At 47.1% G+C, this 13,095-nt stretch carries 10 protein-coding genes; 4 read left to right on the forward strand and 6 right to left on the reverse strand.

The window, feature by feature from the left end; translation table 11 throughout:
* Positions 1-3: 3 nt before the first annotated feature.
* Together V202x_RS23595 and V202x_RS23600 are read right to left on the reverse strand one after the other, a co-directional pair.
* Entirely contained in the window at positions 4-405 is a 402-nt protein-coding gene (locus V202x_RS23595; RefSeq protein WP_145179266.1) for a BlaI/MecI/CopY family transcriptional regulator, read from the reverse strand.
* A 295-nt stretch (positions 406-700) separates the two neighbouring features.
* Positions 701-2,077, reverse strand: a complete 1,377-nt coding sequence (locus V202x_RS23600) for an alkaline phosphatase family protein (RefSeq protein ID WP_145179267.1) — start codon at positions 2,075-2,077, stop codon at positions 701-703.
* A gap of 266 nt (positions 2,078-2,343) precedes the next feature.
* Between V202x_RS23600 and V202x_RS23605 the strand changes: the two genes are divergently transcribed.
* Positions 2,344-2,979 carry an SGNH/GDSL hydrolase family protein gene (locus tag V202x_RS23605; RefSeq protein ID WP_145179268.1) on the forward strand — a complete coding sequence of 212 codons (636 nt, stop codon included), beginning with the start codon at positions 2,344-2,346 and terminating at the stop codon, positions 2,977-2,979.
* 285 nt (positions 2,980-3,264) lie between these two features.
* A complete protein-coding gene (locus tag V202x_RS23610; protein WP_145179269.1) occupies positions 3,265-6,036 on the forward strand; it encodes an inverse autotransporter beta domain-containing protein in 2,772 nt (923 codons plus the stop codon).
* Between the two features lie 104 nt (positions 6,037-6,140).
* Here V202x_RS23610 and V202x_RS23615 read toward each other — a convergent pair whose 3' ends face one another.
* The 4 genes from V202x_RS23615 to V202x_RS23630 all read right to left on the reverse strand — a co-directional run bounded on the left by V202x_RS23615 (position 6,141) and on the right by V202x_RS23630 (position 11,050).
* Positions 6,141-7,604, reverse strand: a complete 1,464-nt coding sequence (locus V202x_RS23615; protein WP_145179270.1) for a DUF1080 domain-containing protein — start codon at positions 7,602-7,604, stop codon at positions 6,141-6,143.
* A 192-nt stretch (positions 7,605-7,796) separates the two neighbouring features.
* The gene (locus V202x_RS23620) at positions 7,797-9,170 is read right to left on the reverse strand and encodes a DUF1501 domain-containing protein (protein ID WP_145179271.1); all 1,374 of its coding nucleotides are present in this window, start codon (positions 9,168-9,170) and stop codon (positions 7,797-7,799) included.
* A 232-nt stretch (positions 9,171-9,402) separates the two neighbouring features.
* The gene (locus V202x_RS23625) at positions 9,403-9,909 is read right to left on the reverse strand and encodes a hypothetical protein (RefSeq protein ID WP_145179272.1); all 507 of its coding nucleotides are present in this window, start codon (positions 9,907-9,909) and stop codon (positions 9,403-9,405) included.
* 118 nt (positions 9,910-10,027) lie between these two features.
* Positions 10,028-11,050: a DUF1559 domain-containing protein gene (locus V202x_RS23630; protein WP_145179273.1), complete on the reverse strand. Its 1,023-nt coding sequence runs from the start codon at positions 11,048-11,050 to the stop codon at positions 10,028-10,030.
* 270 nt (positions 11,051-11,320) lie between these two features.
* Between V202x_RS23630 and V202x_RS23635 the strand changes: the two genes are divergently transcribed.
* Positions 11,321-12,643, forward strand: coding sequence for a Gfo/Idh/MocA family protein (locus V202x_RS23635; RefSeq protein ID WP_145179274.1), 1,323 nt, complete (start codon positions 11,321-11,323; stop codon positions 12,641-12,643).
* Positions 12,644-12,692: 49 nt separating this feature from the next.
* Positions 12,693-13,073 (forward strand): DUF6122 family protein, encoded by a 381-nt coding sequence (locus V202x_RS23640; RefSeq protein ID WP_145179275.1) that lies wholly within the window; start codon positions 12,693-12,695, stop codon positions 13,071-13,073.
* Positions 13,074-13,095: the final 22 nt, after the last annotated feature.

The raw sequence follows: 13,095 nt of genomic DNA on the forward strand, positions 1-13,095 counted from the left end.
CTCCTACTTCTTCGTCTTGCGGTTTGATGACTTCGAATTGAGTATTTCACGTAAGCGTGTAATCTCAGCAGGCTTGAGCTTCTTAGTCCCCAGCAAGCTCATCAGCAAATCACTGGCAGAACCTGCAAAATACGAATCGACAAACTCTTCAGCAATTTCACGAGAAGCCTGTTCTCGACTCTGTGTCGCCACGTAGCGAAAACCATCGTCATGTTTCTTTCGCTGCAACCAGCCACGTTTCTCTAGACGATCGACTTGATTCAAGACAGTCGTCCGTGTCACTTCTCTTTGCTCGCATATTTTCTCCCAGATCTCCGTCACCGTCATTCCAACCTTCGGTCCGTTCCAAATCACTTCGAGAATCTGGTATTGCGCCGCTGTTAATGTCCCCTCGGCATTCGTCATTTTGTGAACTCCCTGAGCATGACCAGTTAAACGACATGTGTCGTCAGTATACACAAACGACAACTGTCGTCAACAGCAATATGAGAGAAAAAAGGAAATCTAAAAACGAAAGGGACGCTAGTCACGGCATGATTAAGGAAAATAGTCCTTTATTGATTTCTGCACACCGAGCTGAGCGGTACGGCGCTAGCCGCCGGTATTATGACTCTTGCTTTTTGACCGGTGGCTAGCGCCATTCCGCTCAAGAAGAAGGTAAAAAAGCCTCACTCATTGATTCCGATGAGGCCATCGTCATTCAGTCTTCCTGCAACGCCTTAGTCAGCGGTTTTCCTTCAGCAGTAGGCAGTTTCACCCCCAACAGCTTTGCGATGGTGGGAGCCACATCAAGACTCTGGACCTTGCCAAGTTTGGTGCCTGGCTTAATACCGTAACCTGAGATGACCAGTGTTCCGAGCATGTCCGGGTCATCGGGAAGATAACCGTGCGTCCCTCCTTTGGTCTTACGCGGGGCCACTACTTCATCGCCTGACTGACTGTTCGAGAACGAATAACCTGATTTCGCCGCCAGCCACAAGTCCGGTGCATGGGAATCTTGTTCTGGTGTGGGCTGACCGAGCTTCGTATATTCATCGGCACCGAGTACTGACTGAACTCCCTCTACCGTTTCAAGTTTTTTCTTCAGACTCTTGATGGTTTCCGCGCGATTTGCGTCATCCAGAACATAGACCATGCAGGCCCCCCCTTGTGCCAGACAATAGGCCTGTTTTTTCTCTTTGGACAACAAGCCTTCCTTTTTAAGCAGCACATTCGGTCGGATATCTTTCGTAATCGGATAGAAACCATGATCGCTGGCAATCACAAAAGTCGTCTTTTCACCGTAGGGAGAGAGTTTCACCGCTTCCACAAGGTCTCGCAGACGATCATCGGCATAGCTGGCCGACCAGTAGGCCTCAGGGCTCCTGGGACCATGTTTGTGCTCAACATGATCGACCTCGACGAGGTGAATCAACAACAAATTGGGCGGATGATTTTGGAACAGATGCCGAGCCATGCGGGTATACAGCCAATCCCGTTTCACACCCCCGCCGCTCTCACGCGTCCATGCACCATGCAGATCAACGGGCAAACCGGCTTCCCGCAATTCGTCCAGCCAGACTTTCGTTCCATACTTCGGCCAGGCCTCTTTGCCAAACATGTCCGGCACGGTCCAATCGAGCGTGCGGGCGTTGCGGCTCGCGGGCCAAATAATTCCTGCAGTCACCAACCCTGCCCGATGTGCGACATCATATATGGTAGGCACCTTGACAATCTGATCCTTGTCGAACAGGGGATCGGGAATGAACGGCACTGGAGAGGCACTTTTGCGGTCCAGATAGTTATTCCCAATGACTCCATGTTTAGCAGGCGTTGTGCCGGTAACCAGTGTGGTATGATTGGGCCAGGTAACCGTAGGAAACGAGCAAACGATCCCGTCAGCGCGTGCACCATTTTTTGCCAGTTTTTTTAACGTCGGCATATCTGCCAGAGGATCATCCAGATAAAAATTTGCCAGTCCGTCCACACTCACTAGGACCACACAACGATCATCATGCGCTTCCGCAGAGTGAGAAACCGTTTCCAGGTTAAATATTACTAAACTGGTCAGGATGAAACCAATAAGTTTTCCGTACATTGACGATGTCTCCAAAGCTTGTATTAAAACTACTCAGTCATTCGGCCTAACTTGTTGGTCAGGCTCACATCCATTGTGTGACACCCGCGTAGTCAATGCAACCAAGATTATTCTCTCGTTATGAACAATTTATTATCTTTGAAGTCTTGCTTGCCTCTTTCATACGGTATTCTGTACCATGAACACTCACTATAAAATCATGATCAGGCTAAGTTTTTCTGCAGATCTCTCCTGATACTCGAACAGGTCTACTGAGCAGAAATAGCATGCACAAAATCTTTTCCATTTACTTAACAGTCTGTGTCTTCGCGTTGCTGCAAAATGCGAGTGCCGCTGAAGTAATTAATGCGGGTGTCGGAGGCAATCGTAGTTCCCAACTGCTGAAACGTCTCAATCGAGATGTGCTTGCGCATCATCCCACAGTTGTTGTGCTGATGGTGGGCACCAATGACCGGCTCAATTCCGGCGGCTTTGTCGAAGCAAAGGCCTACAAACAGAATGTGAATACTCTGATTGATCGAATCGAGGCCAGTGGCGCGAAAGTATTACTGATGACCCCACCCCCATGTATTCCAGAATTGCTGTTCAGCAGACATGATCCTGAAAATTTTTCTGATCAATCGCCCGTTGAACGAATGCAGGAAGTACGCTCCATTCTGCTAGACATCTCCCAAAAGCGAAAGATCCCTTTGCTCGATTTTCATCAGTATCTCATACAAAACAAGATCGCGGATCAACAGAAAACCAGCGTCATTCGCAATGTTGCCAATAGTGGTCTGAAAGATGGCGTCCATCTGACTCCACAAGGTTATCAACTTCTGGCAAAACTGATTGCACAAAAGCTGCTCATGGAAAATCTGAATATTAAGAAAGTCATCTGTTTCGGTGATAGCCTGACATAAGGCTCTGCCAAAGTAAATTATCCGGCCTACCTCAAAAAGATCCTGGCGGATCAATCGAAATTGACAGAGTAAAAGCACCAGATACTTTTTTCAGATCTTTCTGAGTAATCGGTATAATCAGGCTCTATAACCTGTATAGCAGGAGTATGCGTCAAGATTCATATCAAAATAAAATCCGATATCTCCTTTAGTCACAGAAAGGAATTCTCCTCCGTCGAAAATCTATATACATATCAACACAAAAATGGAGTTATTTGTCGGTTTATTCAGTCATAGAAGATCAGCATGAGACGGAACTCACAACAATCGAGATCTCGAATTCTGATCGGTTCAGGTCTGTTGATTCTACTTGCGCTCCATGGAACATCCACAGCTTTTGCGCAAGATTTTACCCCACGCTTCGGACACCACACACAAACTCCAGAGAACGGCGTGGATGAAAATTTTTCTGACTTCCGTGCCTTTATCCCTTTTGGTGATGAAGACCTGCTGCTCTTTTTCGACACACGATTGCTGGTCGATCATAATTCTGAATTTGGCTTTAACCTGGGAACCGGACTCCGCGGACAACTTGGGCTCGATGGTTTTTGGGGAATCAATGTCTTCACCGATCAACGCCGGACTGCTTTCTCCACATACCGTCAGGTCGGTTTTGGTTGGGAGCTGATGTTCGAGCGTCTGCAGTTCCGTAATAACTTTTATGTTCCTGTAGGCCGGGATCGTACGATTCTTTCAACTGGTTTGGGAGGCAGCGGAACAGGAACACTGCTGTTTGAAAACAATTCCCTGCTCTTTGATACCTTGATTGGTCAAAAGTCACAGATTGAACAATCATTGCGAGGCTTCGACTGCGAGGTTGGTGGAGAACTTGCTGAAGATCTCATCGACGGGACCACTATCAGTGGTTATCTCGGCGCCTATTATTACGATAACCCCGGCCTCACAGATGCCCCTGGTATTTCAGGACGGTTGAACACAAATTTTTCCAATAGTGTCGTTCTCAATCTGGGAATTCAGCATGATCGTTTCTTCAAAACGCAAATCACTTTTGGAGCGACACTTTACACCGATATTCTGAAAAGAGATCGACCAGCGTTTCGCCGCTCATCCTATGCTTTAATGAACGACCCCGTATATCGAAAGTCCGCGATCACTGTCGCACAAGGCATCATCGGCCCCCCACCGGTGCAAGGTCATGTCACGCTCATCAATCCGGACGGAAGTGCCTTACGGGTTGTACATGTCAATAGCGCAGCCCCCCATGGCGGCGATGGCACCTATGAAAACCCGCTCAACATCCTGGGTGATATTTTCGCGAATTCCCAAACCGGTGACAATGTTTATCTTTATTCCGGTAGCACTTTTTCTGGAGAAGGAACGTTGCAGCTTCAGGATGGTCAGCGTCTGTTCGGTGAAGGTGGTAACTTCGCAAGCAAGGTCAACACCTTGCAACTGGGATCTGTGGCCCTGCCGGCGGGTAATGGCTTAGGTGGTATGATTCCCATCATTAAAAACTCAACAAATAACGCGATTGAACTCGCAAATAATACTCTTGTCTCGAACCTGTCAATCATCGACCCAACTACGGGAGCTGGCATCTTAGGAAATAACGTCGCAAGCTCAGTGATCGACAATGTGATGATCAGCACCACAGCAGATAATGTAGCTGGCATCCACCTGCAGGGCACTTCTGTTGTGACCGTCGATCACGACAGTAAGATCACCACTAACGGAAAAGATGCATACGGCATTCTTGTACAAAACACATCCCGGGCAACGGTTGACAACAGTAGTACGATTACCACTCATGGAGACACCGCATATGGTATCTTTACCCAGGATACTTCTGCTGTGATGGTCGATCATGGCAGTAGCATCACCACTAACGGGCTCAATGCATACGGTATCCATACTGTAGATTCATCCCAAGCGACAGTTGATAATGGTGGTAGTATCACCACGCATGGGCACTCCGCATACGGCATCTATACGCTGAACTCCTCGAAAGCGACGCTTACCAATAACAGTAACATCACCACCAACGGACTCGATGCATTTGGCATCTATGCACATGACTCATCCACAATTACCGTTGACAATAATAGTAACATCACCACCAATGGAGACGGTTCAGACGGCATTTATACGCAAGGTACTGTCGTAAAGGTCGAGCATGGTAGTAACATTACCACCAATGGAGACAACGCATTCGGCATCTCGTTGATCGGCTCATCCCAGGCGACAATCAATCACAGCAGTAGTATCACAACTCATGGAAATACTGCATATGGTATCTATACGCAAGACACCTCTGAAGTGACGGTCGATAATGGTAGTAGTATCACCACCCACGGAAACACCGCATATGGTATTTATGCGCTGAACTCATCCAGAGTATCGGTTTTTAACGGCAGTAATATTACCACTAGTGGCGAAGATGCAATTGGCATCTATGCGCTGAACTCATCCCGTGTGTTTCTCTCTTCGTTTTTTGATGCCGGTACTAGTATCATCACCCATGGAGAGAATGCATACGGTATCTTGTCACGGGACGATACTTATCTAGAAATTTCTAACAGTAGTATTACCACCAATGGAAATGGTGGCTTTGGCATCTTTCATTTTCATAACTCCGAAGTAGATATCGGTCAAGGCAGTAACATCACCGCCAACGGGCTCAATACCAACGCCATCGTGTCGCAGGGTGAAAGTCGTATAAGGATTACAGATTCCAGTACCGTCTTCTCTGATACAGGAATTGGTATCCAAGCGTCAGATAATGCCAACCTAACTGTTTTGGGATCTGAAATTATTGCCCCCAATGACGTAAGCATCCTTGCTGAAGCAAATCACGGATTCCAGATGGTGACTATCGAAGTTTTGGGCAACGTACTAGGTAATCCAGCCGGTACTGGTAGTATCAGGTTACATACAGGTTTAGTTACTAGAATAAACGTGACGGGTGCAGGCAACATCACCGAACTTGCCACGGCAAACGGCATTTCGCCAGCAAATATCTTTATAACCGGTCACGGGAATATTGACTTCTTCCCCTAAGGTCGAAGCTTTGACGAGAATTAATAAAAATATCCTGAACCGAAAAATGACTTTTTGTATTTTGTAGTAAAGTGATTATATTTTCGGATTCGTACTTTTCAGCGTTACTCATCATATTCAAGAATGATCCTGGAGCCGACCACGTCGGTGAAAACATTGACGCTGATCTCAATACCATCTTTGGCGAACTCGGTATAGAGTCGTTTACTGCTGACGATAGGGCGTCGCGTTTCGCGATAGCCTTTATCGCGCAGCTGCTGGCTAAAATAGTCAAACGCTTTCTGCAGTTCGAAGCTCGACTTAAACGTACAACGATCGTCACCATCGTACTTCAGAGACTGAATATTCTCAGGAAGTTGAATTTCTTTCTGCAGAAAAAGATGCCCTTTTGGTTGCGCAATACCCAGAGCAGCAAGGGCCGCAGGGTCATTTGAGCCTTCAAACGAAAGTCCTTTGCAATCCATGTCGACTTTGATTCCCTTCGATCGTTCATTCAGGCTCAACTCAACTTCTGCTTTGCCATTTTTAAAGGTCACATCAATCGAATCTTCCTCTATTTCTTTCTCAGCGACTTTCCAACCGCGCTTAGCCATTTCGATTTGATAGAACCTCGTTAGCTTCGCGAGCGTAGAAGGACTGGTAAAGCTGATGTCCTTGAACTTGGCATCAAATTCCAGTTTTTGTGCATCGGCTGGGAACGGTAAGCGAAATGCATCAGCCTTGAAATCAATTTCCTGAGCGATGTCAACGTCCACCCAGCCTTTGGCAAGTGCCTTTTGTTTCATCCGCTTCTTTCGTTCTGCTTCGCTACGCATTGCTCTTTCAGCGGCCTCTTTTTTGGCAATTTCCGCTTTGAATTGAGCCAACTGTTGTGTTGCCTTCTTCTCGTCGTTCAAATGGGCATCGGAAACCGGCTGTACTCGAATATTCCGGTAATAAGTAGGCGCCTTAAAAAATCCGGGGACAGATTTGATAGCAAACGCCCCCTTGGTCCGGTTCAGACCGTCAATCTGATTCACTACCACATCATTGATAATAACCGTGAGTCGTTTCCCACGGCTGATCAACTTCAAACGGTTCCATTCGCCCAAGTCCTTTTCCACTTTCTTGGGAAGCTTGGGCGCCCGGAAGGCCCACTTCTTTGGGTCTGTAGAAGGTTTCACATCACGAAAATAAACCGCACCGATATCATTGTTGATTGATACTTCGACCGATTTCGGAGCCGAAAAAGCACCTGGTTCATCGATCGTATGAATGTAAACCGAACTTGCGGCCCCAACGGTGACTCCATTCTTCACACGTTTCGCCCGCCATTCAAGTGTGAGTACGTAGTCTTCGAACTGCCCCTTGTGCATCAAGAAACTTTTAGAAGCGCCAGTACAAACCAGTAATCCGTTCTGGACCACCCAGGCATCACTCAACTCCACTGCTGGTTTATCGCCCTGGCGATGATAAGACCAACCATCAAGGTCTTTCCCGTTAAAGAGCACAGTGTCTTCAGCACTCGCTGATACCGAAAACACGACTAAAGACAACACGATACCAGGCAATTGATAAGTCTTGCGCATAGCGATTCCTCACCGAAGATGAATTGTTATGCCCGCGTCTAGCGTGTAATAGTTTAACGCTTGTGAAGTGACATTGTAAACAATATCACGAAGAACATGCACAGGAAAGCAATAAAGGTTTAATAGTCTTAGGTCTGGGCTTTTTACTCTACTCTGCATTCCAGACAACACCAAATACACTTGATATGTTAATCAAATTAGTTCGCGCATCGGTTCGATCCCCTGGTCGACCAGATACTGTGGTGTGCCACTGGTATCGAAGATGCGGGTACCGTTGAGGTCCAAGCCGACATTGCGGTATAGCGTGGCAAAGACTTCCTGGAATTTGACGGGGCGATCAATCGCATATTCGCCGTTGCGGTTGGTTTTGCCGATCACCTGACCGGTCTGCATACCGCCACCAGCGAGCATCGCACAAGAGACTTTCGGCCAATGGTCGCGGCTGTTATTTCGATTGATCTTCGGCGTGCGTCCGAACTCACCCCAAACCACTACCGAAACATCTTTGTCGAGTCCGCGTTCGTGAAGATCAGTTACCAAAGCAGAGAGACCCTGGTCGAGTAGTGGAAATTCTTCTCGAGACTTGGGAAAGTTCATACCATCGGGACCGTGCCAGTCCCAACGGCTGTAGTTCAAAGAAACAAACCGGGCTCCCGCTTCGACCAGTCGCCGCGCCAGACAGAAATTTTCGATCATCCGGGGCGCACCATCGCGTTGAAATGTTTCATCACTTTTACCGTAACGAGCAAGAATTTTTGGATCTTCTTTCGATAGATCCAATGCATCGGCCAGTTTCGAGGTAGTCAAAATATTCATCGCCTGTTGACCATATACATCCATACTTTCCATCAAGCCCGAAGTGTCGGCGTCTCGACGAAACGTATCAAACGCGCGCTGTAACTGAACCCGGTCTTGTAAACGTTCGAGTGTGATCCCCTGCAGAATCATATTCTCAGGTGAACTACGCGCTTTACGCCCTACCAGATTGAACGGCGAATGTTGAACTCCCAGAAAGCCACCCGTACCAGGTTGGCCCCAAGTGCCGTTACCCGTTTTATACATCAAAGCCACGTTCGACGGGACGGCTGCATTGACTGGACCTTGTAGATTCGAGACAAAGGCTCCCGCTGCCGGCCAGCCTCCGGGTGGCTTGCGACTATTGAAACGCCTGCCTGTCATACATTGATAGGCATCGTGCCTGCCGTCGGCATCAGAGATAGAACGCACGGGAATGAACTTGTCCATCATGGCAGCCATTCGCGGGAACAGTTCACAGATTTGAATTCCGGGTACATTCGTTTGAATCGGGTTGAACTCGCCACGTATTTCTATAGGCGCATCCGGCTTAGGGTCCCACAAATCAATGTGTGATGGACCACCGGGCATATAAATATTGATAATCGCTTTGTGATTGCTGCCAGTTCGGCTCTCGGTTTCGGCCTTGAGCACACCCGGTAGTGAAATCCCACCAAGGGCCATGCCTCCGATTTTCAAGAAGCTGCGGCGAGAAACACCATCACAAAATGAACCGTTCTTCGCAGTCGGTTTACCAAGAATCGTCAGCATGAAATCTCTTCCCTGGAAACAAAGAATCGCAAAGCCCATTAATCAACATAAAAGGATGTTGATATGATACCAGAGATGGATTTCTGAATCAAACGGAATTGAATCGGATGATTCCAGAGTTCTCGAATCCGCTTAATCTCCTTCTTACAGCGATACTTTTTCCACCACTTGAGATACAATAAGTACTAAAAACTAAGACAGTTTTTCCTTAATTTTCGTGGAATCAAAAAGATTATATGGGGTTCAGCTCAATACTTAACGACTCATTTTGACCGTTTGGCTCGATCTTGACTGTGATTGGTGATTTCACAGCATCCGAATAGAGAGTTGGAATACGATCCTTCTTGTCCACAGTTTGAATTGGCTCAGAGGGAGCTGGCTCAAAGTTTTTCCCTGTTTCAGTTCCGTCACTATCTTCTGCTACAGTTTCTGGCTCTTGCACCGTTGTTTGATAAACGACGACTCGGAATTCCCCAGCAATTGAACCATCTCCCTCATCATAAGTTGACATCACAAATGAGCCATCCTCTTTGATAATTCCACCAGCCATCTTACCTTTTTGTGCTGAGATGGGAGTAAATGAAATAGCCCCACCTCCCACCATGGGCTTGTCATCATAGAGAACAACACCACCAGTGGGATAAACAGGTAAGCTATCATCACCACCGCAGCCGGTCATCATGACTGACAAGTTCAGAAAAAAACAGAGAGCGTAAGTTCGTCGTTTAAATGAAATCATTGTGCTTCTTCGAACTAAAAGACCTCGACGCAACGTACCCTTTGTAAGGAACATTACAAGTCGAATTCAAAATGAATAGAAACTGAGTGAATCGAATACGAGATGCTAATGGTTCCGATCAGAAACCTTCCACCACTTCGCGACCACCTCGTGTACCCAGGGCTTGCCAGAGTGTTAAGTCGATGTTCTCAGAGAAAAAACGTACTGAGCCATCTGCCATCGCCCCTTGAACGCCACCAATGTGATAACTGCGTGCCGCCGAATACATCTCGGTATAAGGCGAACCAATCTGGACACATTGCATGTCTTCAGCGGGGAAACTGCGGCAGCCCCAAATACCATCGGGAGTAGAGCTGTTTGGTCCAGTCTGAGTGCTGAAAACGTTACCTCCCATGACTCCATACGCCCAGGTACCACGCGTATCCTGACTGGATGGTCCAGTAGAATCTTGCAAACGGAATTTAAGCTCACTCAATGCCAGCGTGTTTGAAGTGCCATCAATAATATCTCGCATACCAATGCTGGAGTTATTGCCAAAGACGCCCCCGACACTCCCATTGTTTGTATGAATCCGGCCATAGCCTGCTTTGCCGTAGTTGGCTGCATAATTACCGCGGGCTAAATGTTCCAATCCAGTTCCATTGGCAAACTGTTCTTTATTTTTAGGATGTGAGGGACAAAGCATTGAGTTGATTTGTTTGCTGCCGACGTCCATTCCTTGAGAGGTATACGTTCCATTTCCCAGCCAATCGAGAACTTCCGGTCGTTCATTCGCAATCGTCATGAAATCATCAAACATAGCCGACTGCTCAAGGTCTGCCAGCAACATCAAAATCCATGAACCACCAATGGCAGCTGTTCCAGACCCATGAGCGCCATTTGGATTATCGCCTCGTCCGTTTACGCTCCCAGGAGGAAACACCGAATAGGTCGAGTGATAGTTGTGTAATGCCAGGACGAGTTGTTTCAAATTATTTTTACAAGAAGAACGTCGGGCTGCTTCACGTGCCTGCTGGACTGCAGGAAGTAATAGAGCAATCAAGATCGCAATGATGGCAATCACGACCAACAATTCGATTAAAGTGAATGCAAAACGACGATGAAGCCCGGGAACAGTTCGGCAAGACGAATGAGTTCGCATCGTGAATTCCTTATTTTGAAAAATGTGGATAGAAAAGTCCGCAAATCAGGGTAAATACTGAAACACTACTTAAACTATGGTATAAAAGTAATGTTTAATAATGACGCGGTTACGTTATCCATTGACTGTTTACACTTCAATGTCGATGTGCTCAGTACAATGACATTTAACTGATTGCTAACTTGAAGTTAACACAGATTGGGCTCTCTAATATTTTCATAAATATTTTATTAACAAATCGTGAAGAAACAGAGTAAAAGGGTACAAGCCATGAATCACAAACAGACACGACGAAGGTTTCTACAGAATTCAACCAAAGTTGCAGCAATCACGGCTGCAACATCAGCTTTAGGTGGAGTCCACACATTTGGTGCTGAGGTCCCGGAAAAACTAAACGTGGGAATTATCGGATGTGGCTCAATTATGGGACATCATGTCAAAGGGCTCGTCGCACGCAAAGAGCCGGTCTCCATTTCGTATCTGTGTGATGTCGATCCACGTCAAATCGAACGTACGGCAAAGTACTTGAACGGCTTTCAAGCGAAGGCAGCTAAACACACCGCTCAGTTTCAAGATGTCATCACAGATAAAAATGTAGATGCAGTTATTATCGCCACACCTCATCACTGGCACGCTCCGATGACAATCGCTGCCATGATGGAAGGCAAGGACGTTTACATTGAGAAACCAATTTCACACGTTTATAACGAAGGGCACCAAATAATAGAGGCAGCTAAGAAGTATCAACGCGTTGTGCAACAGGGAAGCCAAATGCGCAACAGTCCTGTGACACAAAAGGCTGAAAAACTATTAAAACAGGGAATCATCGGCGAAGTCAAAATCGCCCGTGCCTGGACCGCGGAATCAAGAAGCGTTGTCAAACCCGTTCCCGATAGTACTCCTCCCCAGGGTGTTGATTATGACCGCTGGCTCGGACCGGCACCGAAGCGTGCGTTTAATCAACATCGTTTTCATGGCTCCTGGCGCATGTTCCGTGATTATGCCAATGGTGAAATAGGGGATGACGGAATCCATGATCTTGATATGGCAGCCTGGGGACTGGGGGTTGAAACCCTGCCCGGGCAAATTACCGCCCGTGGCAGCCGTATGATGTTACACGGTCACGCCAGCGAATACCCTGATAACATGAATGTTACCTATGAGTACCCTGATGGTCGACTACTGATTTACGAAAATTACCCCTTCACATCCTATGGTTTGCACGGCTTTGACAACGGTAACGTATTTTATGGCACAGAGGGTCATATGATCTTCTCACGGCGAGGTGCGTTCAGTGTATTCCTGGGGTCCAAGAACAAAAAAGGTCCCACCGAAGGAAAAGCTCTGAGAGGACAACGCGGTTATGCCGAACACATGTCGGAATTCCTGAATGCAGTACGAACTCGCAAGCCCACAAAAGCCAACCCTCAAACCGCGCATCGCAGTTGCGCTTTGGTACATTTGGGCGAGATCACATACCGTACCCGCGGGCGTCTTGATTTTGATCCCGTAAAAGAACAATTCATTGACTGTGACGAAGCCAACGGAATGCTAGACAAAACCTATCGCAGTCCTTACGGTTTACCAACGTAAGTAAAACTGAAACTCATAATGTAAAACCATAAACAGAAGTGCGGTTTATATGGAAAATGTACCTGATCTCATCAGGCATATCATCCACTATTCATGCCACCTGCTGGTACCATTCGTGATTGCGAAACTGTTCTGGAAAGAGAACTGGTGGAAAGCCGGGCTCATCATGCTGGCCACGATGCTCATTGACGTGGATCATCTTTTAGCTGACCCCATTTTTGATCCAAACCGTTGCAGTATTGGATTTCATCCACTCCACACAGTCTGGGCGGGAATGGTTTATCTGGGTTTACTGGCGATACCCTCCTGGAAATGGCGCGCTGTCGCAGTCGGACTTTTGTGGCATCTCTGCACGGATGCCATCGATTGCCTACTCGGCGGGCATTGCCTGTTCTGCAGTCTTCCAGAATACTTGTATGTTATGAGTTGAGCTACAGAGTAGACTCTCTTTA

It is taken from the genome of Gimesia aquarii (assembly GCF_007748175.1).
GTDB classification, from domain to species: Bacteria; Planctomycetota; Planctomycetia; order Planctomycetales; family Planctomycetaceae; genus Gimesia; species Gimesia aquarii_A.